This window comes from Kitasatospora sp. NPDC001119, from assembly GCF_053598475.1.
Genome location: NZ_JBSFKI010000079.1, coordinates 1 through 21,350, shown reverse-complemented (window position 1 = coordinate 21,350; position 21,350 = coordinate 1). Strand labels below are relative to the sequence as shown.

Annotated in this window: 24 protein-coding genes; 3 read left to right on the top strand and 21 right to left on the bottom strand. The window is 65.9% G+C overall.

Features of this window, described 5'->3' with window-relative positions; genetic code table 11:
• Positions 1-60 precede the first annotated feature (60 nt).
• The 21 genes from ACWDD9_RS43220 to ACWDD9_RS43120 all read right to left on the bottom strand — a co-directional run bounded on the left by ACWDD9_RS43220 (position 61) and on the right by ACWDD9_RS43120 (position 17,829).
• Positions 61-975, bottom strand: coding sequence for a Gfo/Idh/MocA family protein (locus ACWDD9_RS43220; protein WP_449814725.1), 915 nt, complete (start codon positions 973-975; stop codon positions 61-63).
• An 83-nt stretch (positions 976-1,058) separates the two neighbouring features.
• Positions 1,059-1,649 (bottom strand): dTDP-4-dehydrorhamnose 3,5-epimerase family protein, encoded by a 591-nt coding sequence (locus ACWDD9_RS43215; protein WP_449814724.1) that lies wholly within the window; start codon positions 1,647-1,649, stop codon positions 1,059-1,061.
• Positions 1,639-2,955 carry an NDP-hexose 2,3-dehydratase family protein gene (locus tag ACWDD9_RS43210; protein WP_449814723.1) on the bottom strand — a complete coding sequence of 439 codons (1,317 nt, stop codon included), beginning with the start codon at positions 2,953-2,955 and terminating at the stop codon, positions 1,639-1,641. Before ACWDD9_RS43210 ends, ACWDD9_RS43215 begins: the two co-directional genes overlap by 11 nt.
• A complete protein-coding gene (locus tag ACWDD9_RS43205; protein WP_449814721.1) occupies positions 2,948-4,249 on the bottom strand; it encodes an activator-dependent family glycosyltransferase in 1,302 nt (433 codons plus the stop codon). Before ACWDD9_RS43205 ends, ACWDD9_RS43210 begins: the two co-directional genes overlap by 8 nt.
• Before the next feature lie 32 nt (positions 4,250-4,281).
• The gene (locus ACWDD9_RS43200; protein ID WP_449814720.1) at positions 4,282-5,055 is read right to left on the bottom strand and encodes a thioesterase II family protein; all 774 of its coding nucleotides are present in this window, start codon (positions 5,053-5,055) and stop codon (positions 4,282-4,284) included.
• On the bottom strand, positions 5,052-5,390 hold the full coding sequence (locus tag ACWDD9_RS43195; protein WP_449814719.1) for an antibiotic biosynthesis monooxygenase family protein: 339 nt from the start codon (positions 5,388-5,390) through the stop codon (positions 5,052-5,054). The genes ACWDD9_RS43200 and ACWDD9_RS43195 overlap by 4 nt, the downstream gene beginning before the upstream one ends.
• 15 nt (positions 5,391-5,405) lie before the next feature.
• On the bottom strand, positions 5,406-6,626 hold the full coding sequence (locus ACWDD9_RS43190; RefSeq protein WP_449814717.1) for a ketosynthase chain-length factor: 1,221 nt from the start codon (positions 6,624-6,626) through the stop codon (positions 5,406-5,408).
• Complete coding sequence (locus ACWDD9_RS43185; RefSeq protein ID WP_449814716.1) at positions 6,623-7,888, bottom strand: beta-ketoacyl-[acyl-carrier-protein] synthase family protein; 1,266 nt, start codon at positions 7,886-7,888, stop codon at positions 6,623-6,625. Before ACWDD9_RS43185 ends, ACWDD9_RS43190 begins: the two co-directional genes overlap by 4 nt.
• 3 nt (positions 7,889-7,891) lie before the next feature.
• Positions 7,892-8,308: a cupin domain-containing protein gene (locus ACWDD9_RS43180; protein WP_449814715.1), complete on the bottom strand. Its 417-nt coding sequence runs from the start codon at positions 8,306-8,308 to the stop codon at positions 7,892-7,894.
• Positions 8,309-8,345: 37 nt separating this feature from the next.
• Positions 8,346-8,675, bottom strand: coding sequence for a TcmI family type II polyketide cyclase (locus tag ACWDD9_RS43175; protein ID WP_449814714.1), 330 nt, complete (start codon positions 8,673-8,675; stop codon positions 8,346-8,348).
• Positions 8,676-8,693: 18 nt separating this feature from the next.
• Entirely contained in the window at positions 8,694-10,235 is a 1,542-nt protein-coding gene (locus ACWDD9_RS43170) for an amino acid adenylation domain-containing protein (RefSeq protein ID WP_449814713.1), read from the bottom strand.
• A 5-nt stretch (positions 10,236-10,240) separates the two neighbouring features.
• A complete protein-coding gene (locus ACWDD9_RS43165; RefSeq protein ID WP_449814712.1) occupies positions 10,241-10,720 on the bottom strand; it encodes an SRPBCC family protein in 480 nt (159 codons plus the stop codon).
• Entirely contained in the window at positions 10,720-10,971 is a 252-nt protein-coding gene (locus ACWDD9_RS43160) for an acyl carrier protein (protein ID WP_449814711.1), read from the bottom strand. Before ACWDD9_RS43160 ends, ACWDD9_RS43165 begins: the two co-directional genes overlap by 1 nt.
• Before the next feature lie 168 nt (positions 10,972-11,139).
• A complete protein-coding gene (locus tag ACWDD9_RS43155; protein WP_449814710.1) occupies positions 11,140-12,186 on the bottom strand; it encodes a methyltransferase in 1,047 nt (348 codons plus the stop codon).
• A 12-nt stretch (positions 12,187-12,198) separates the two neighbouring features.
• Entirely contained in the window at positions 12,199-12,462 is a 264-nt protein-coding gene (locus ACWDD9_RS43150) for an acyl carrier protein (RefSeq protein ID WP_449814709.1), read from the bottom strand.
• A 4-nt stretch (positions 12,463-12,466) separates the two neighbouring features.
• Positions 12,467-13,408, bottom strand: a complete 942-nt coding sequence (locus tag ACWDD9_RS43145; RefSeq protein ID WP_449814708.1) for an NADP-dependent oxidoreductase — start codon at positions 13,406-13,408, stop codon at positions 12,467-12,469.
• Complete coding sequence (locus tag ACWDD9_RS43140; RefSeq protein WP_449814707.1) at positions 13,408-13,767, bottom strand: antibiotic biosynthesis monooxygenase family protein; 360 nt, start codon at positions 13,765-13,767, stop codon at positions 13,408-13,410. The genes ACWDD9_RS43145 and ACWDD9_RS43140 overlap by 1 nt, the downstream gene beginning before the upstream one ends.
• A gap of 28 nt (positions 13,768-13,795) precedes the next feature.
• Positions 13,796-15,427 carry an FAD-dependent monooxygenase gene (locus ACWDD9_RS43135; protein WP_449814706.1) on the bottom strand — a complete coding sequence of 544 codons (1,632 nt, stop codon included), beginning with the start codon at positions 15,425-15,427 and terminating at the stop codon, positions 13,796-13,798.
• Positions 15,428-15,446: 19 nt separating this feature from the next.
• Complete coding sequence (locus ACWDD9_RS43130; protein ID WP_449814705.1) at positions 15,447-15,716, bottom strand: DUF6059 family protein; 270 nt, start codon at positions 15,714-15,716, stop codon at positions 15,447-15,449.
• 18 nt (positions 15,717-15,734) lie between these two features.
• The gene (locus ACWDD9_RS43125; protein WP_449814704.1) at positions 15,735-16,745 is read right to left on the bottom strand and encodes a methyltransferase; all 1,011 of its coding nucleotides are present in this window, start codon (positions 16,743-16,745) and stop codon (positions 15,735-15,737) included.
• Positions 16,746-16,860: 115 nt separating this feature from the next.
• Positions 16,861-17,829, bottom strand: a complete 969-nt coding sequence (locus tag ACWDD9_RS43120) for an Lrp/AsnC family transcriptional regulator (protein ID WP_449814703.1) — start codon at positions 17,827-17,829, stop codon at positions 16,861-16,863.
• Between the two features lie 116 nt (positions 17,830-17,945).
• Between ACWDD9_RS43120 and ACWDD9_RS43115 the strand changes: the two genes are divergently transcribed.
• From ACWDD9_RS43115 to ACWDD9_RS43105, 3 genes are all read left to right on the top strand, one after another.
• Positions 17,946-19,424, top strand: coding sequence for an MFS transporter (locus tag ACWDD9_RS43115; protein WP_449814702.1), 1,479 nt, complete (start codon positions 17,946-17,948; stop codon positions 19,422-19,424).
• A 44-nt stretch (positions 19,425-19,468) separates the two neighbouring features.
• The gene (locus tag ACWDD9_RS43110) at positions 19,469-20,257 is read left to right on the top strand and encodes an SDR family NAD(P)-dependent oxidoreductase (protein WP_449814701.1); all 789 of its coding nucleotides are present in this window, start codon (positions 19,469-19,471) and stop codon (positions 20,255-20,257) included.
• A gap of 214 nt (positions 20,258-20,471) precedes the next feature.
• Entirely contained in the window at positions 20,472-21,236 is a 765-nt protein-coding gene (locus ACWDD9_RS43105) for an SDR family NAD(P)-dependent oxidoreductase (protein ID WP_449814700.1), read from the top strand.
• The last annotated feature ends 114 nt before the right edge of the window (positions 21,237-21,350 follow it).

Sequence of the window (21,350 nt, the reverse complement as noted above, 5' to 3'; positions counted from 1 at the left end):
AGACTCACGCGCTCACCAGGACTTTGAAACGGCCCTGGGATAGCTGTGTTAGCAGTCGGTTCACCCGCCGTACGTGTGCCGGGCCACCGTGTCCACCTGCTCGATCAGCGCTGCCAGCTGAACCGAACTGTCGGTCGACGGCACCGTGTCAGTACCCGCCGCGACCGCTTGAACGAAGGTGGCGATCACCTTGGCGAACTGTCGGTCGGCAGGCAGCACAAGCTCCTCACGGTGATCCTGCCACTCGATCCGGACTACAGGCTGGTGGCTATCGGGCGGTGTGAAGACCCGGTCCAGCGACAGCCTGCCGTCGCTGCCGCAGAACTCGTAGTCAGTTCGGTAGGAGTGCTCCATACCGAAGGCAAGCTGCGCGCTGACGCCTGCTGGAGTGCTCAGCAGGATGCTGCCGCTCACCACCACGTCGGGCTGTCTGGCGTGCCGCAACAACGCTCCGACCACCTCCAGTCCAGCGCCGAGAAAGTGGAGCGAGGCTCGGAGCGGATACACTCCGACGTCCCACAACGCACCGCCTCCGATGTCGGGCTGGTAGCGGATGTCCTCAGCCGGCTTCGGCGGGATGGTGAAAGCACTGGTGAACGAGCGGATTTCGCCGATCACGCCTTGGCTCAGCAGACGCCTCACCTCGGCGTGTTGGGAGTGCTGGAGGAACATGAAGTTCTCCATCAGTAACAGGTCGCGGGCCTTCGCCAGCTGCACCAGCCGCTGGGTGAGCCGCCGGTCCGTCGTCAGCGGCTTCTCAGCCAGCACGTGGACCCCCGCCAGCAGTGACCGCTCGATCCACTCACCGTGCAGCATCGCCGGCAGCGGAATGTAGACCGCATCGATATCAGATCGGTCCAGCAGCGTCTGGTAGCCGACCACAGCCTCGCAGCCGAATCGCTCGGCGAACCGCTCTGCCTTTGCCCGGTTCCGGCTGGCGACGGCCACCAGCGTTGTTCCTGGCTCGGCCACCATTGCGGGCAGGGTGCGCCGCCAGGCGATGTCCGCACAGCCCATCACACCGAAGCGCAGCCGACCGTGCCTCCGTGGAGCCCGGGTCATCCTTCCGCCCCACGGAGGCATGATGTATAGGACGGCAGCAGCCCCTGCGCAGCAGCTTCGGCGAGAGTCGGCGCGGCCGCGTCTTTGTCGGAGCGTATGGGGGGTCCGTCCAGGTTCCACGGGATTCCCAGCTCGGGGTCGAGTGCCTGGATATCGATCATCGTCCCGGGTACATACTCCTGCGAGCAGAGATAGTTCATGCAGGTGTCGTCGGTCAGTGCCAGGAAGGCGTGGCCCAGGCCGTCCGGCAGATAGACGCCGATTCCTGAACCGGCCTCCTGAAGCGTGGTGTCGAACATCCCGAACGTTGGTGATCCGACCCGCAGATCGACCACCACATCGAGGGCTGCACCACGCACACAAGTGACCAGCTTCGCCTGGCCCGGCGGTAACTTGGTTCCGTGGATTCCGCGCAGCGTATTGCGAGATGAGACCGAGAAGTTGACCTGCTTCACAGCGAAGGGTCGACCGGTCAGCTCGGTCAACTCTCCGGCTCGCCAGGCCTCGAAGAACAAGCCTCGGCGGTCCGGTAGCTGCTCCGGAGTGATCCTGAAGGCGTCGGCGACCTTCATCTCCTCAATCCGCATGGTTCCTCCATCGGCTGGTCAGGCAACTCAGCAGGCAGCGGGCCGCCACATTGACGTGATTGCCGTACCGAACGAAGCGCGTCAGCTGCCTCGGCGTCATCCAGCAGAAGTCGTCGGGGACATCCAGCCCGAAGTCCTCACCCACGTCGACCACGAGATAGCGGTTCTCCGCTTGGAAGAAGCGCCCGCCTTCCTCTGAGTGGATCACGTCCACCAGCACTCCGGTTTGCGGCACCCACTCGATCTCGTCCAGGTAGCGCGGTCGGCAATCAGAACGCGTACCGGCGTAGTTGGCAGGTATGCAACTGACAGTCGGCGCCATCTCCACGATGTCTCCTGTACCGGCCTCCGTACGGGCTTGCACCAGGAGATGGAACACTCCGTCGATGTGGCGGCCTAGAAATCCGATCACGCCCCGGCCAACCGGCTCCAGCATCGGCTGGGACCAGTGCCCCACCTCACGGTTGGTTGCCTGGACAGCAACGCCGATCACGGAGAAGTGTCGGTCCTCCTCGTGAGCTATGCACTCTGGTGACCGCACCCAATGTGGCACCTGGGCAAGCGGCACCAGCCTTCGATTCAGGTGGTAGCGCGATCTGGCCTCGGTGAACCAGCTCAGTAGTTCTCCGACGCTGTGCAGCGGCGCTTCGTCAGCACCCGGGCCGCCCTGATCGAAGAATGGCAGGCCGGCCAGAACGGTACGGGCATCCATGTTCACCAGATTCGGCGTCTTCATGAGCTCGGCGAGCTGGTCAGTACCGATCCAGCGGAAGTCGTCGTGCAGTGGCAGTTCCCCAGCAACCTCAACGATCATGTTGCGGTTCCGCTTGTCGAGGAACCATGAGCCTTGCTCCGACTGAAGGGCGTCATAGACGACTCTGGAGTCGCGTGGACTTGTGAAGTGCTCCAAATAAGGCACGGGGCTTCCCCCGTGTGCCCTGGTGTAGTTGCTCCGAGTGGCCTGGACCGTCGGCGACAACTGGACCAGGTTGACGTTGCCCGGCTCCATCTTCGCCTGCATCAAGCACTGCACCTGGTCTCCGACCCGGCGGACGGTGATCCCGAGGATGCCTATCTCCGGCTGGAGGATGATCGGCTGGGTCCAGGTCTTGGTGTCGCGGTGGTCCGTCTCCACTTCGACCCCACGCACCGAGAAGAACCGCCCGCTGTGATGCGTGATGTCCCCGCTCACCGGGTCAATGCACCAGCCGTCCAACTGATCCAACGGCGTTCTGCTGACTCGGTATTCGTTCCGCTGTGTCCGCTCGGCAAGCCAGGTGTGGACATCCGAGATAGCCTCAGGCATGCCTGCCCTCGCCCTGGTGCTGAGCAGTGAGCTTTTCCAACAGCGGGACGAGGTCGTTAGGGCTCGGGGTAGCCAGCAGCTCCTGGTACAGGTCAGCGGCACCGTGCCGGAACGAGGGCTCCTGCAGCAGGCGGACCAGCCGCTCCCGCACCTCCGACACCGGGAACTGGTCGCCGTCGATGTCCGGACCGACGAGCCCAGCGCCCCGGTCTTCGACGTACCTGGCGACATCCATCGACTGCCCGGAGGCCCGCGCACAGACCAGCTGCGGTACCTGGTGCGCGGCCGCGGCCGCGAATGTGCCGCCGCCGCCGTGGTGAATCACTGCCGAGCAGGTCGGCAGCAGCAGGTCGAGCGGCACATAGTCGATCACTCGGACGTTCTTCGGGAGGTCACCGACCGCCGCGAGCTGATCGGTGTTCAGTGTGGCGACCAGCTCGACGTCCAAGTCGGAGACCATTCGGAGCAACTCGGCCATCGGCAGCCCGCCGTTCTTGTCGAAGTGCTCCCGCGTGCTCACCCCGAGGGTCAGACAGACCCGCGGGCGGTCGGGTGCTTCGTACAACCACTCCGGGACGGCCGCGACCCCGGTATAGGGAACCCGGCGGACTGGCAGATACGGCAGGTCCACCGGCAGGCGCATACGTTCCGGCATCGGGTCGACTGTCCACTGGCCGACCAGCAGCTCCTCGTCGAACTCGATCCCGAACCGCTGCAGAGTGGGCTCCGTCATCCGGGCCATCAGGTCCTCGGCGGGTTCCATCTCCGGAGCACGCAGGCGCTCCAGGAACCGCTCCCGGGTCCAGGCGAAGTAGTCCGGCCCCCACAGCAGCCGGGCGTGCGCAGCACCGGAAGCCCGGGCGGCGATCGCCGCCGGGAAGCACATCGGGTCCCAAAGGACCAGGTCGGGCTGCCAGGCACGGGCGAACTGCACGAGGTCGTCCACCATGGGTCGCGGACCGTCGGTCGACACTTCTGCTGGAAAGTGCATCCAGAACGGAGACATCAGGTAGAGCCGGATCAGCTTCCACAGGCCTGGGTCCTCAGCGCCCTCGGCCAGGGGGTCGATGATCCGGTCCAGTGTCTGGTCCTCGGCACACCCCCGCACCGCGGCACCGAGATCGGCCACACTGCCCACCGCCACTGCGGTCAGGCCGGCAGCGGTGATGGTGTCGATCATCTCCGGCCCACTGGCCACCCGAACCTGGTGGCCGGCGCCCTGGAGGGCCCAGGCGAGAGGTACGAAAGGATGCAGGTGGGTCGGCGATGGCATGACCGCGAGCAGGACTCGCATGGTGAATCTCCATTCGATGGAAAGCAGACAGGTCAGGGACGGCGCACGTCGGCGCTCAGGTCTGTTGCGATCAGCGAGACCAAGAGGCGAGGGTCGGTCAAATGAAAGAGATGACCACTGCGGAGCAGATTGAGTCGGAACTCGGCCGAGGTCAGGTCGCCCCAGTGACGCATCACGTCCGGACCGGCCATCCGGTCTCTGTCGGCGGCAAACGCCGTGACAGGGACGGTCAGCCGCGCAGATTGCGCAGACGAACCCCTCACCAACTGGTATCGGGACAACCAGTCGAGGTCCGCGCGGAGCACCCGGACAACCCGGTCCCGCGAGCGTGGGTGTTCGAGCACCGCTGCGGGTACTCCGCCAAGCTCGGCCACCTGCTTCAGCAAGGACTCGTCCGAGCTGCCGATCCAGCTTCGGAGCCAGGAGCAGTCCACCTGCGGTGGGTGGCTCGCACCAACATAGAGTCGGTTCGGGCCGGCTCCGCCGAAGCTCTCCAACTGACGTGAGACCTCGAAGCCGAGCACGCCGCCCATACTGTGCCCGTAGAGCGCGAACGGGCGGTCAGCGTACTGGTGAAGGGCCTGAGCAAGCTCCGCCGGGTCGAAGCCCGGCGGCTCTGTGATCCGATTCTCCCGGCCAGGCAGCTGGACCGGCTGGATCCAGACGTTCTCGGGCATCATCCGTTGCCAGCGCAGATAGCCCGTACCGCCTCCGCCGGCGTTCGGCAGGCAGAACAGCACGATCCGGGCAGTGGCGGGGGCCGCCGAGCCAAGGAACCAGCGGCCCCACTTTCGCTGATTACTCAAGATGACGAACCATCAGTTTTGACATGGACATGATGGACCATGCAGAAGATCGGTTCAATGTTGTCGGTAATCGCACGGCATGCCTGGAAGTGCTCCTGCACGTCCGGGTGGCGGTGCATGGCGTCGAAGTCCGCCTTGCTGCGCCACTGCGCATAGTTCACCACCCGGGTGCCGCCGTGGCTCTTGTGCACGTTGGCTGAAATGAAGCCGGGGAACTTCTCGATGATTCCGGTCGCCTCCACGATCACGTCGTGGATCCTTTGCTGGTCCGCGGGGTCCACGGTGAACACGTTGACCAGCGTGTAGTAGTCGTCCTGAACGGACACGGTTGCCATGCGGACTCTCCGATCTCAGACGGCACTTACGAGCAGCGCGGAATTGAAACCACCGTGACCCCGGGCCAGGACCAGCACGGTGCGAACCGGCAGTCTCCGGGGTTGCCCGACCACCAGGTCGATCCGGTACTCGGGCGGGATGTTGCTGATGTTCGCGGCGGCAGGGACTATGCCGTCCTTGATCATCATCAGTGCGCTGAAGACATCGAGCGGAGCCCCACCGGCGTACAGTCGGCCGATGGTGGTTTTCGGGACGCATACCGGTACGGTGCGCGGGCCGAATACCTCTGCGAGCGCTTCCGCCTCTACCGCGTCCAGCTCGGGCACGCCACTCGCGTCGGCCACGACGACGTCGACGGCACTCCGGTCGAGGCCCGAATCAGCCAGCGCGCCGGTGATGGCCTTGGTCAGGGTTGGTGGCCGCGACGATCCGGGCGGCGGATCGAAGGAGGCCGCATAGCCTGCGATCTCCCCGTAGATATTCGCCGCACCGCGCTCGCGCGCCGCCGCCAGTTCCTCCAGGACCAGGATCGCGCCGCCCTCGCCCGGCACATAGCCGGCGGCTGCTTGATCGAAGGGCAGGTATGCCCTTGTCGGGTCTGCCTCGCGGCTGAGGAGCCCGTTAGGTATCTGTGCGGTAAGGCCCCATGGCGACAGCGGGGCGTCCAGTCCACCGCTGAGAACCAGAGCGAGTGTGCCGTCCAGCACCTTCCGGCGGGCCGTCGCCAAGGCGGTGAGACCGCCGGCTTGTTCGGCTACCTGGACCGAGCTGTGCCCCCGGGCACCGTGTCGGATCGAGAGCTGCCCGGTATTGACCGCGTAGAACCAGGCGAATGACTGGTACGCGCTGACCCGGTGCGGGCCCTCACTCCACAGCTTCTGGAGCTCCCGCTGTCCGAACTCAAACCCGCCGCAGGCGTTGGCGGTTATGACGCCAAACCGCCCGTCGGCGAGGTCCGCCGGCTCAATATCCGCATCCTGCAGTGCCATGTCCGCTGCTGCGAGGGAGAATTGGGTGACCCGATCGGTCTGCGGCACGAGTCGGCCAGGCACGTGCTCAGCGGGCACGAAGCCGCTTACCTCCCCGCCCACGCTGGTCGGGTAACACGAAGCATCGAAGCGCTCCAGCCGCCCGATCCCACTGCGGCCAGCCAGCACGGCCTCCCAGTGTTCCTTGGCACCGATCCCATTGGGCGCGACCACACCTGCGCCCGTCACGACGACTCGTGCTGTCATGGCCGTTCATTCCTCACCCGGGTCAAGAGCGCCGCACTCTGGAAGCCACCGAAGCCGCTGCCGACGCTGAGCGCGGTGTCGACCCGCTGATCCCGTGCAACAAGTGGCACATAGTCGAGGTCGCATTCCGGATCCTGGTGGCGCAGGTTGGCGGTCGGTGGGATCACCCCGTGCTCTATGGCGAGAGCGCAGGCCGCAAGTTCGATCGAGCCGACCGAACCGAGGGCGTGCCCGATCATCGACTTGATCGAACTCACCGGAATGTCGTACGCCGCGGCGCCGAGGGCGCGTTTGAAAGCCGCCGTCTCGTGGAGGTCGTTCTGCCTGGTCCCGGATCCATGCGCGTTGATGTAGTCGAGACCGCCGGCCGCCAGCCGGGCCTGGTCCATCGCCGTCTGGATCGCCTCCGCCATCTCTCGCCCGTCGGGCCGCAGTCCGGTCATGTGGTAGGCGTTGCAACGGGTGGCGAACCCGGCCAGTTCGGCGTAGAGATGGGCCCCTCTCCGGCGGGCGTGCTCCAACTCTTCCAAGACGAACACCGCCGCCCCCTCGCCCAGCGCGAACCCGTTGCGGGTTGCGTCGAACGGTCGGCATGCGCTGGCGGGGTCGTCGTTGTCGGGCGAGGTGGCTCTCAACGCGTCGAAGCATGCGTATGTGATCGGCGACAGTGGTGCGTCTGAGGCGCCGGTGATCACTACGTCCGCCGCACCGGTCCTGATCAGATCGAGTGCGTTGCCGACTGCATCCAAGCCCGAGGTGCAACCGGTGGATACCACCGTTGCGGGCCCCTCGGCTCCGGTTGCCCACGCCACCTCGCGCGCCAGTGATGACGGCACGAAGTAGTCGAACAGGTGCGGGGCGGCGAGTTGGTGGTCGACCAGCCAGTCCTGCCCACCGCGGCTGACCTTGGCGTACTGGCTCTCCAGCCCCATGGTGCACCCCACCGCCGTACCGAGGCTTACGCCGATCCGTCCCGGGTCCAGCGACTCCAGCGACAACCCGCTGTCACCCAGCGCCTCACCGAGGCCCACCAGTGCGAACTGCACCATACGGTCGAGCCGTTCGGTCTGTTCCTCAGTCAGCCCGGCTGCCTGCGGGTCGAAGTCGACCTCGCCGGCCACGCGCGAGCGGAACTGCGCAGCGTCAAAGAGCGACACGGGGCGAATCGCTGACTGACCCGATGTGATCTGCTGCCAGAAGGGCTTGGTACCCACCCCGCCGGGGGCCACCACGCCCATCCCGGTGATCACTGCCCTGCGCATCCCTCACCGCCCCACTGACGGTGGAGCCGCGTACGGGAAGGGCGGCGCCTCGACCTCCACATGCCCTTCCTCCGGGCTGGGCGCGAGTGGGGCGATCTGGAAGACCACCAACGCGGGGCTGTCTCCTCGGTTCTCGATCCGATGCGATCCGTGCTTGCTCACCATGGCGGCCTCGTGCGTATCGAGGGCCAACTCCTCGCCGTCGACGCGGAGCACGACGGAGCCCTGTGCGACGAACAGGAACTCGTCGGAGTAGGGGTGGATGTGCTCGGCTATGAATTCGCCGGGCTCCAAGGCCATCGTGCCGAGGAAGCCCGATCCCGCCCCGACCGACGTGGGTGTGAGCAGAGGCCGGATGGTCCCACCGAGCCGCTTGCTGGCCGGGGCTTCCTTCATCGCAATTTTGATCAACTGGGTCACTCTTTGCTCCTGACTGAGTTGCGAACGGAGTAAGCGGTCAGGCCTGCCATCGGTAGAACTCTTCGGCCTTGGTGTCTTTGAGGTTCCGGCTGTCCGGCAGGTACGGGGACAAGTACTCCTCCAGGCCGTTCCTGGTCTCCACGAACCGCCGGTCGGCGCGGGCCGCGTAGATCCGGTCCGTCAGGTCCTCCCTGACCTCCGGGCCGGCTTCGACAAGGTGGATATAGAGTCCGCCGAAGCGGTAGAGGTTCCGCCGCACGACGCCGATTTCCTGTGGCAGGCCAGTGGCGTCATGCGCCGTCCAGATGTCGGCCACGGCTTCCGCGTTCTGCGGGTCCATACGGTCGATGAAGAGAACACGTTGCATCTTTGCTCCTGTGGACCGTCAGTCGTTGAGCGCGAGTTGTTCGACAGCAACCGCTCGACGATCGATCTTTCCGTTGGGTGTGAGCGGCAGGCGGGACCGTCGGGCGACGGTGCGCGGCACCATGTGGGCGGGCAGCCGTTCCCGGAGCGCATCGAGGAGTCCGGCCTCGGCTCCGCGGTCACCCGTGACGACGGCGTGCAGGACGGTTGCGCCGCCTGGTCTGGCCACCGCGACCACGACCGCCTGCTGGACTCCGGGCTGCTCCCGTAGCACCGACTCGATCTCGCCCGGCTCGACCCGGTAACCCTGAACCTTCACCTGCTGGTCGAGTCGCCCGAGGTGGACCAGCGAGACGTCATCGGCCCTCCGCACCAGGTCGCCAGTCCGGTACCAGAGTTGGCGGCCGGGAGCGCCGCGACCGCGCCAGATCACCGCACTTCCTCCGTCGCAGGCGAGGAAGCGGCCCTGGTTGTCGGCGGGGTCAAGGTAACCGTCGAACCGCTGCGCGCCACGCACGCAGAGTTCGCCGACGGCGCCGACCCGACCGCGCTCGTCGATCACGACCTCCTCCGCCCCCGGGTACAGCTCGCCGATCGGCACGGTCCCGTTGGACGGTCGTGGCCACCTGTCCGGGTCCGCCGGGAGGCGGTACTGGGCGCAACTGAGCGTGAGTTCGGTGGGGCCGTACAGGTTCTCCAGGACACCGTTCGGCGCCGCCGCCTGCCAGGCCCTCGCCTGATCAAGCGTAAGAGGCTCACCGCAGAAGAGGCTCCAGCGCAGATCCGGCATCGATCGCGGCTGGAGGCGTCCAAGTTGCTGGGCCGTCGAGATTGCCGACGGTACCGAGAACCAGTGAGTGATCCGGCTCTGCGCGACGAACCGGGCCGGGTTCATCAAGTCCGTCCGGCTGGGCACCACCAGGGTCGCGCCGGAGCCCCACGTCGCGAAGAGGTCGAAGACCGAAAGGTCGAAGGTCAGATCGAAGGTATGGCTCACCCGGGAGCCGGGGCCCAATCCGTACCGGGGGATCACATGGCACAGGTGCGCCGAAACGTTACCGTGCCGGATCGGCACTCCCTTGGGAGTACCGGTGGAACCCGAGGTGAACAGGATGTAGGCCGGCCGGTCTTCGGCCCGTACGATTCGCTCCAGCTGGGGGAGCGGCTGAGTCTGCAACGTCGCTGGCACGGCCGGCGTCATCTCGACCACCGGCACCGGGCAGTTCGGCAGCGGGTTCTCGGAGAGCACCAGATCCAGTGCCGCGGTCCTGGTGATCTGCTCGTTCCGGCCCCACGGGAATGCCGGGTTGAGCGGTACGACAGTGGCCCCCAGCCGCTGGACAGCAAGGTAGCCGGCGCAGGCGGCCAGGGTCCGGGTACCGTACAGGCCGATCCTGGAGGGATGCCTACCGTGTTCCCGCAGTACGCGCTCCGCCATGGTCTGGGCGAGAGCGTCGAGTTGCCGGTAGCTCAACCGCTCGCCAGGGACTTCGAGAGCCGGTTCGTCGCCATGCGCGCGGACAGAGTCTGCAAACCAGTCGTCGAGTGTTCGGTCCGCCATGACGATCAGTCCGAGTGCCGAGCCGACACGGCCGCGGCCTGCGCCGCCCGCTCGACCTTCTGCTTGATCACGGCCATCTGGATGGCCGTGTTGTCGTTGATCCGCTTGGTGATGCCCTCGTCATTGAAGGGGGCGTCGGGCTTGGCGGCGAACTCCTGCTGCCAGCGCATCACGGTGCCATTGCCCTCGGGCCGGTAGGTCCAGTGGATCCGCATGTATTCGAAGGGGCCAGTCTCGACCCGGTGCGCGGTGACTGACCTGGTCGCGGGGTCCGTGGTCCGCTCGCTCACCCAGCTCCATACCGTGCCGTCGTCGTCCGGCTTCATCGTCAGGCGGAACCTGACGGTGTTGCCCTCCTCGTCGAGGACCTCGGTTGCGGCGTACTCGGTGAAGAGTTCCGGCCAGGTGCGGACATCGTTGGTCAGCTGCCACGTCAACTCGATGGGGGCAGCGATGAAGATGGAGTTATCGGTCTTGCCGGGCATCAGCTGGCGCTCCTTGCGGTGGCGTCGATGTGGTCGATGATCTGCCCGATGGTCATCGCCGACGTCTCGTCGGGCAGGTCGACGCCGTATTCGTCAAAGACGGCCTTCTCGAGCTCGATCACTCCGATCGAGTCAACTCCGAGGTCGGTCAGCGAGGCGTTGCCCGCTCCGTCGACCACCTCGGGTTCCAGTCCGATCTGAGCGGTCAGGATCTCCCGCAGCTTGGTTCGGCTCGCGCCGAGGGTCGGCACAGGTTTCTCCTCCGGTCGGCCGCGGCGGCTCCCTGTAGGGGCCGCCGCGGCGGTGGTTGGTTGCTGGAGTGTGGGGCCAGGTCAGATGACGGTGGCGAGAGGTCCACACCAGGAAGAAGACGGCGTCAGCGATGCGGTGCCGCAGGTGCTCCTGCGCCTGCTGGCTGCTCAGACCGGCCTGCATTCGAGCAGATCCCAGTGGTAAGTCGGCTCGTTCAGGAGCTCGAAGCCGCTCCGGGCGAACAGACCCTGCCAGTCGGCCAGATTGCGCTTCCGACCCCCGTGCAGCACCAGCATGTCGATGTCCAGCAGCTTGCCGTGGTCCCAGTCGTTGCCCTCCTTGAGAACGGAGTCGACCACCAGCAGACGCGCGTCGGTGTTACCGATCGCCTTGCGGATGCTCCGCAGGACATGATCTGCCTCGTCGTCGGAGAAACGCATGAAGACCGCCTTGACGAAGTAGGCGTCGTATCCCTCCGGCACCGGGTCGGTGAGCAGATCGCCGGGCACGATGGCGGCCCGGTCCACGACCTCATGCTCGGTGAGGACTGCCTCGGCCTTCTCCGACATCCACGGCAGATCAAGCAGGCAGGACCGCAGCTCGGGATACCGCCGTAGGGCCTGGGCCAGGAAGTACCCGTCGCCGCCGCCCAGATCCGCGATGCTGGCGAACCGGCCCAGGTCCCACTGATCCAGTTCCTCCTGGGCGAACTGCCGTCCCCAGTAGGACTGGAACTCGTCGCAGAAGCGGTCCGCCTCAGGGTCCTGCTGCAGGTACTCGTTGAAGGACACGCCGAATACCTTGGAGAAGGCCGGCTCCCCGGTTCGCACGCTGTGCAGGATCTCGTCGAACGGGCGGGCGGTGAGCGCCATGTGGTTGTACCTGATCAACGGGAGCACTCCGTGCGGGTTGTCACTCCGCAGAGCCTGGGTTACCGGAGTCGACGCGAAGGTACCGGTCGGGCCCTCCGCGAAGATCCCGAGCATCGCGGAGCAGCGCAGCAGTCGCTTCAGGGACAGCTCGTGTGCGCCGGAACGGGCGGCGATTTCACTCACCGGCAGCGGGCCATCGGCCAGGATGTCGGCTATCCCGAGCTCGGCCAGGGCGTGCACAACTTGGAACAGCCGCCCGCCGGAGGCGAGCAGGACGAGCTGCAGACCGTAGAGGTCGTTGGGGAGGAAACTCTTCGTGGTCTCATCAGGCGACCTGGTCACTTCTTCACTTCCTCAAATGTGCTGGGTTGATTGGATGACCGAGTTCACTCGGGCGAGAACTTCGCGAGGCGTCCGCGCGGTCCCTATCGTGTCGTCGGCCAGGTCAATGCCGTACTGGTGCTTGATCTGAGCGACGACTTCGAGCAGGGCAATGGAGTCGTAGCCGAGGTTGCCGAACAGGACATCGACGACGTCATCGTCGAGGGCCCCCTCTTCGGTCTCACCTGCGTAGGTCCTGGTGAGGTGAATCAGGTCGTCCAGGGTCAGTTCCGTCATGGGTTCACCCGCGCTCGGTCCCGGGTACCAGGACGACTCCACCGCGCGTCCCGCCCGCTGCGAGCGCCTGGTGTGCCTCGGCCGCGCGGGCCAGGTCAAAGGTCACCGGAGGACGTAGAGTCAATTGCTTGCGCTCCACCATGCGTGCCAGTTCGTCGAGTTGGGCCGCAGTCCCGCGAGCCAGCACCAAGCCGACTCGGATGCGTCGCTCGGACTGTGGCGGGGTCGGTGGGGTGACCGCCACGAAGGCGCCACCGTCACGTACGGCGGCCAGCATCGGTCCGCCGATCGACGCGCAGTCCAACACTCCGTCCACCCCGTCCGACACGATCGCCCGAACCGCGCCAGCCGGGTCGTCGGAGCGCGGGATGAACTCGGCACCAAGTCCGGCGAGGAACTGCTCGTCCTGCTTGGCGGCGATCCCGATGACCCGCAGCCTGCGGTGGCGAGCCAGCTCGACGGCGAAGCCGCCCACGCCGCCAGCGGCCCCGGTTACCACCAGGGTGCAGCCCGCCGGGAGCGCGAGGAGGTCGAGCGCCTGAGCTGCAGTCAGGCCGTTCAGTGGCAGCGTCGCGGCTTCAACCGGGGATACCTCGGCCGGCGCTGGCGCCAGTACCGCGGTCGGCAGCACGACATACTCGGCCTGCGTCCCGGTCTTGGTGTCCGGCCAGTTGGACATGCCCACGACGGCCTGGCCAGGCGTGAAACCGACGGCACCTAGCCCGATCGCCTCGACTGTGCCCGCGACGTCGGCGCCCAGCACGTAGCGCGGCCCGGCCGGCAGCATCGGGCCGAGGTAGCCTGCCCGCGCCACGAGGTCGAGCGGGTGCACCGCCGCCGCCTGGACTCGGATCAGCACCTCCCCTTCGCCAAGCTCAGGCGCGGGAAGTTCTGCCACTGTGAGGACGTCCGGAGCACCGAACTCGGTAATCGTGACTGCACGCATCAGGACTCCACGGCGTGTTCGAAGGACAGGGATCGGCGGGTATAGGTTTCGGTGACCCCGCAGGCGATGCTGTCGACTGCGGTGACGATTTGGCCGACCCGGGCGAAATGGCCCTGGGTATCGGACCGTCCCCGTGTGGCCTCGAACGCCTGCTTGCTGTGCCACTGCACGTAGGCGACGACCTTGGTGCCGTCATGACTGCTGTGCACGGCGGTTCCGACGAATCCCGGCTCGCGGTCAAGCAGCGCCATGCCCTCGACCAGCGTGTCGAGCAGTCGGCCCTGATTCTCGGGCGAGGTGTGGAAGATGTTGATCGTGGTGAACAAGCCGTGGTCGGGGTCTATGGACAGGTTGCTCATATGCGATGTCCTTCTGTTCTGGGGGAGGTCATGCGCGGCTGGTGACCGTCGACAGCACTCGCGCGAGGACACGGTCGGGGTCGGCCTCGACGTCCTCTGATCGCCAGGCGACGAAGCCGTCGGGGCGGATCAGCACGGCACCTCGTGAGCTGATGCCACTGGCCTTCTTGAAGGTTCCTTGGTGGTCTGCCAGTTGATGCTGCGGACCGATTTGATGGGCCTCAAGCGGGATACCCAGTCGACGCGCGACGGTACATCCAGCGGTGACCCAGGCGGAACCGTCAGTGCCGGCCAGGAGCACGAACGATTCGCCCGGCAGGTCGACCGACGACACCTTCTCGCCGGCTCGGGTCAGCCAGACGTGCGGGACACGCATGCCGGGTCGGCCGTCGATCTCCAGCTCCCGGCCCAGCACCTCGTCATGGTCGGCCCCGATGATCGCTGGCGAGGAGTAGCGGTACGCCGTGGTAACGATGGTCTGGTCCCGCTCATCGTGGATCGTCGTGTCTTGCGGGTTGCTCCACCGGACGTGCCGCATCCATGCCTGATCGATGGTCACGCTGCCCACCGGCCGCCGCTCGGTCTCGTACGTGTCGAGCAGCCGCTCGTCCGCCCAGCCTTGCAGCACTCCGGCCAGCTTCCAGGCCAGGTTGCTCGCATCCTGAATACCCGCGTTGGCGCCGAACCCGCCTGTGGGGGGCAGCACATGGCAGGCGTCTCCGACCAGGAACACCCGGCCCGAGGAATAGGTATCGGCGATGCCGTGGCCGATCCACCAGCCCATGGTCGTCTGGATGTCGATGTCGAGATCAGGCTCCCCAAGAGCAGCTCGGACCAGCTCGACGCATCGCTCAGGGGAAGCCCCGCCCTCGGCGATGAACTCCGGGTCGCAGAAGAGGCCGAAGATCCACCGCTGATCGTCCAGCTTGAACAGCATGCCGGGCGCTTCGCGGTTCAGGAGGTAGAGGATCATGAATCGCCGCCCGTCGAGCACAGCGTCGATGTCCGCCTTGAACAGGATGTTGAAGACGTGGCCGAGCGTCCCGTGCCCGCTCCGCTGGATGCCGAGCGTCTTGCGGATCGATCCGTGCGCGCCGTCCGCGGCGATCAGGTACCGCGAGCGGACCGTGTTCTCCTCGCCGGTGGCGCGATCTCGAATCACAGTCGTCACGCCGTCGGCGTCCGCCTCGAAACTCACCATCTCGGTGTTGAAGTTGACCCGGGCGCCGCGCCGGACGGCCTCTTCGAACATGATCGGTTCGACCTTGTCCTGGCCGCACCAGACCGCCTCGGCCGGACCGATGTCGTGGAAGTCGTTCTCGCCCTCGGCCATCACCAAGACATCGCCCTCGACGATGTCCGCCAGGGATTTCGCCCGCAGGATGACGCGAGGCAGGTGGTGCGGTGGCAGCTCCGGGTCGGACCAGTGCTTTCCGAGAACAAACCTCTCGGCAACGTCCCGTACCGCCCCCTCAATGCCGAGCGTGCGGAACAACTCCATGGTGCGCGGGCTCACGTGGGTGGAGCGGAGCAACTGGGACGTACTCGTGTTGCGCTCGATCACCATGCAGTCGACGCCCTGTTGACGAAGGAAGAGTGCGGAGGCCAACCCCGACATCCCCCCTCCGATGATCAATACCGGAATCTCCGTGTCTGGCATTGTCTTTCCCTTCGGGTCATCAGGCCCGTTCGTCGTGCGGTCGCCAACCGAGCCCACGCCAGATCAGCAGCTCGTCCTGAGTCGGCGGCCCGGGCAGCGGTGTTCGCTCCGGATGGCCATGCGGCGACCCTGGCCGTTCAGGTGATGGCCTGTCATCATTCGTCGGGTACATCCTGGCGGGCATGGCGCCGTGGAACTGTCCCAGCGCGGCGAGCCCCCTGCCGAGGCCCTTTAACAGCCGCAGGCACACGCTGAGCGCCGAACGGTCGGCGTGGTCCACACGGTTCATCCCGAACTCCAAACAGGCTCAGGACAGCGGCCGGTGGGCGACCACAAGCCTCTCAGTGGCGGTGAGGTCCTCCACTCGAATGTCGGTGAAGCCCGCCTCGGTCAGCCACGTGCGGCACTCCGTGACGGTGTACTCGGAGCCACCGGTGCGCACCAGTCGCATGTTCAGGCTCATCAGCAGGCTTCGCTCCGGACCGTTCCGGTCGTCGTCGAGCAGTTCGTCGTAGATCACCAGAGCACCGCCCGGGTTGACCGCCTCGTAGGCCCGCTTGACGAGCTGCCGGCGAGTCGTCTCGTCCCAATCGTGCAGGACATGGCCGAAGATGAGGACATCGGCGGCCGGAAGCGGGTCGGTCAGGAAGTCTCCGCCCTGGAACTTCACCCGGTCACCGAGGCCGAATCCGGCGATATGCTCCTCGAAGAGCGGCTGAACCGCCGGCATGTCGAAGCAGGTACCGCGAAGCTGCGAATGCGACTTCGCTAAATTGGCTGTCAGATTCCCGCGGGCGCCGCCGAGATCAGTGAAGGTCTGGTACTTATCCCAGTCTAAGCGCCGGGTGAGTTCGGCGGTGACCGCCGCGGACACGCTGTCCATCGCGGCCATGAAGCCGCGGACTTGGTCCAGGTCCCGGTACCACTCGCCGAAGGAGTCGACGCCCTCCTGCCGATCACCGGTGCGCAGCAATTCGGTGAGCCGGCCCCAGGCAGGATAGAGCGCATGGCTCATAAAAGCGAGGAACCCGCCAACGTAGGAGTCCTTTCCGAAGTCCAAGTAGCGTGAGGCTGCGTCAGAGTTGACGTATCCGGCAGCCTCACGCCGAAGCAGTCCGACAGCTGCCAGAGCATCGAGGAAGTCTCGTGCACCCGCATGGTGGAGGCCGAGTTCACGCACGATGTCCGACTCGCTAGCCGGCCCCTTCTCGAGGTACGTGAAGAGTCCGAGCTCTACTCCGGCAAAGAGTGTCCTGGCCCGCCAGAAACCGCTCGCAGTGTCCAGGACGAATTGCAGTTCGTTATCGGTTGAATCCATTGCGCTGTAGCCTCCAGATATCCCGGTCATGGGTCTGGTGCCCACGACTCACCGGGCAGCACGACGAGCTTCGCTGCGGCCGGTCGGGATCCTCTGAAGACGCACTAAGGATCGTTCACATGGGCAACACTGCACCGGTGCGCTTGACGGTGCGGATCACCGGCGCCGTCTCCATGTTCTGCACCTCGTCCAGGGCGCCGATCCGCTCGGTCAGGTAGCGGTAGAGATCACGACTGTCCCGGCAGACGACGGCAGCCACCAGGTTGCTCGGGCCCGTCGTCACGGCGACGAAGTTGACCTCAGGATGGCTGGCTAGTTCAGTCGCCACTGAGACCAGCGCCGATGGTCGCACCGACATCCACAACCGGGCCTCAGCGTGATAGCCGAGCGCTGCTGCTGGAATATCCACCTCGTAGGACAGCACGCCGGTGTGGCGCAGGTGCTCCATCCGGCGCTTCACAGTGGACTCCGACCAACCGGTGCAGGAGGTCAGTTCGGTGTAGCTTGCGCGGCCGTCCCTGGACAGTGCCTCCAACAAGGCGTGATCGCCCTCGTCGAGGGTGACCGGATCGGCGCCGGGCACTGGCGGAGCCGGACGTAGCCGATCGACCTGTGCCTCGGAGAGCCAGGCCAGGGCGGCCCAGCCGCTCGGGCGAGCGAAGCCTTGGAGCATAGCGTGTGCGGTGACTGAGCTGACCCGCGTGGTACGGGAGAGCTTCTGCAGCAGCAGGGAGTCGCGCTCTTCCGGGGTGCGCGCCTGGGTGATGCAGGAGATCTCGGTGCCACCGGAGAGCAGGTGGACCCAGAACGTGTCAGGGCGGCGGGCGAGCGCTGCAGCGATCGTGGTGGACGCGTCCGGGGTGCAGCGGATCCGGATCGTCCATCCCTCGTAACCCAGACGGGACCCGACCACCCCGCCGACCACGCGCAGAACCCCGGCCGAACGGAGCCGCCGGTAGCGGCGGGCAGCAGTGTTCTCGGAGACACCGAGGACATCGCCGACCTTACTGAAGGAGGCCCGGCCATCCAGGTGGAGCGCGTGAACAAGGCCTCGGTCAAGACTGTCGAGCGTGATGGATTCCATACCCCCAAGCTATCTGATGACGGAAAGCACCATAACTACGTCCGTAGCTAGCGTTTCTCCTCAGACGCCGCAATCCTTCGAGGGTCACCGAAAACTCCGTGCGAAGGAGAATCGCGATGCGCAAGTGGTGGCCGCTGGTAGCGGTCTGCCTGGGCTCGTTCATGCTGATCGTGGACACCACAGTGGTCACAGTGGCCGTCCCAGACATGGCACAGGGTTTGCATGCTCCCTTGTCCAGCCTGCTGTGGGTCCTGAACATCTACACCCTCTCCCTGGGCGTGTTCACTCTCGGCGCCGGCTCGGTGGCCGACCTCTTCGGTCGACGCCGCGTCAACCTCACAGCACTCACCGTGTTTGCGCTCTCCTCACTGGTCTGCGGCCTGGCACCGAACGCAGCCGTTCTGATCGTTGCCCGCGGCGTGCAGGGCATCGGAGGCGCTGCCATGATTGTCACAAGCATGGCCTTGCTCGGCGGGACCTACGACGGAAAGGACCGTGGCACCGCGTTCGGCGTCTGGGGCTCCGTCCTCGGCGCCGCTGCAGCGGTCGGCCCGCTGCTCGGTGGCCTGCTCACCCAGTACCTGAACTGGCGGGCGATCTTCTTCATCAACCTTCCCGTGAGCGTGCTCGCGTTCACGCTGACCGCCGCTTTCGTGAAGGAGTCGGAACGACCTGGCGGATCTCGCGTCGACCTGCCGGGCATGCTGGCCTTCGGAGTGTGCTCCGGAGCCTTGACCTACGCACTCATCAGGGCCGCCGACGGTGGTTGGACCAGCACTCCGACCCTCGAGCTCTTTGCGCTGTCGGCTGTCGCGCTGGTCGCCTTCCTCGTGATTGAGCACCGCAGCGAGCACCCGCTGCTCGACCTCGCTCTCTTCCGCAATGCCTCGTTCGTGACCGTGATGTTCTCTGTCACGGCGTCAGCCGTTGTCTTTGCCTGTTTGGTCTACACCTCAGTGTGGCTGCAGTCCGTAATTGGCCTTGGCCCGTTGGCTGCCGGCCTGACCCTGATCCCGCTCGCCATGACCTCTTTCGTCGGCTCGACCTACACCGGCCGACGGTTGCTGCACAAGCTTTCGCCACGCGTAACCATCAGCACCGGCCTGCTGCTGACCGGAGTCGGCTGTGCCCTGGAGTGGCTCCTGGTCGACGCCAACTCGGACTGGCTGACCCTGCTGCCTGGACTGGTCATCATCGGTGCCGGTGTCGGAATCGGCGGTCCGGCGGTCAACTCTGCGGTCATGGCCGCAGTCCCCCCGGCCCGTGGCGGAATGGCCTCGGGTTCCATGGCGACCTTCCGGCAACTCGGCCAAACTCTCGGCGTCGCGGTTCTCGGCCTGGTGTTCCAGGCAGGCATGGCCAAGAAGCTTCGCGGCCAGGTTCCCAACCCTCACAGCACCGCCGTGGCCATCAGCAACGGCCGTGTCGCGGACGTCTCCGGGTTGCACGCGGCGGGGGCGAACGGACTCGGCCTTGTCTTCTTGGCGTCCGCGGTCCTGAGTCTTCTCGCCTTCCTGTTGGCTGTCCGCTTCATCAGCAAGCCAGCCCCGGCACCGGCCGTCGGCCGGGAGCCGGCTAGTGCCGGGGCGCACTGACCGGTTGTCCAAGACTCACCAGCGCTCTGAAAGGAAATCAGCCCATGAACATCGACCTGACCGGGCGTACCGCACTGGTAACCGGAGCGGCTTCGGAGGTCGGCTGCGCGATCGCAGCCGTGCTCGCCAACAGTGGGGCCACCGTCGTGGTGACCGACGAGGACCGGCGGCGAACGGCAGATACTGTGGACCGGCTTTGCGAGATCTCCGCCAGCACGGACATCACCGGCTTTGCTGCAGCCTTCGACACCTCGGACGGAATCGACGCGCTGCTCGCGGCAGTTTCAAGGGTCGACGTGCTCGTGAACACCTCCACCACCTCCTCGACTGCGTCCGTCCTGGAACGTCCTGATGCCGAGTGGCGGCGCTTCTTCGAGACGGAAGTGCTGTCTAGGATCCGGCTGGCCCGTCACTACCTTCCCGGTATGGTCAAGCGTGGATGGGGACGTGTCGTCTTCGTTGACTGCGAGCCCACGGCCTGGACCCCCATGGAGACGATGCACTCCGGCTTCACCCGGTCCGCCCACCTCGCCGCCACCAGTGGCCTGGCACAGACCGTCGCCGAAACCGGAGTGACCGTCAACTCGGTGCTGTCGACGCCGGGCCGCACAGCCGGAAGCACTCTGGTGAACAGCGAGATCGTCGAGGACTTCCCGCACGAGCTGGTCCAAGGTGTCCTCACGAGGACGGAGACGGCTTCCTACCGGAACCAGAACGTGCACCCGGAGGAGATCGCCGAGGTCGTCCGTTACGCCGCCTCCGACCACGCCAAAGAGACCACCGGCTCGGCATGGCGGATCGATGGAAGGTCCCCGGTACGGCTCATGCCGTGACGTTCCTAAGATCGGGGTAACGCCGTGCCCCCTGCTGCGCCAGGTCGCAGCAGGGGGCACGCTCGTTTCGGTTGCCCGACGGCCCGGCTCCGGCAAGGACCAGGCTCTTCAGAGGATCTTCAGCGGTTCCTGACGCTCAAAAATCAGGATCGGTCTCGCCCCAAATGGAGGCGTCGTTCGCTCTGCCGATCATCCCCGGAGAAGGAGTTCCGATATGGCACATTCGACCGGAAGGACTGCGCTGGTAACTGGCGGCTCACGCGGGATCGGGCGAGCCATCGCCCGGCGGCTCGCCGAGGATGGCGTACGTGTCGCCGTACACTACGGCAGCAACGAGGAGGCAGCCCAAGAGACGGTCACCGACATCACTCGGGCGGGCGGTCAGGCATTCCTGGTTCGGGCCGAACTGGGTACCGTCGGGGACATTGACACTCTGTTCGCGGAACTCGAGGCTGGGCTGAATGGTCAGGCTCTCGACATCCTCGTCAACAACGCAGCTGTCGGGCACTCCGGCTCCATCGAGAGCACCACCCCGGAGCAGTTCGACCGAGTCTTCGCCGTCAACGTACGCGCACCGTTCTTCATCACCCAGCGCGCTCTACCGATCCTGCGCGACGGCGGACGCATCATCAACATCAGCTCGTCAGTGACCCGAATCGCGGTCTCCCATGAACTTGTCTACGGCATGACCAAAGGCGCGCTCGACATCCTCGGCCGGACCCTCGCCCACGCCCTTGGGCAGCGCAACATCACTGTCAACACCGTGGTTCCAGGGGTCACCGACACGGACATGATCAGCATGCTCAAGGCATACCCTGAGGCGGTGGCCAGCGTTACAGCGGCTACCGCTCTGGGCCGCATCGGGGAACCGTCCGACATCGCCGACGTGGTTGCTTTCCTCGCCGCCGACGACGCCCGATGGGTCACCGGTCACACGATCGACGCGACAGGCGGGATGTGCCTCGGCTTGGGTGTCTGACGCACCGACCGATCGGAATCAGCCAGTTCCGTCTTGATAACCGAGCGTTGTCAAGCAAGAACTCATGGCGCCTGGTGCAGGGCCGTTTCAAAGTCCTGGTGAGCGCGTGAGTCC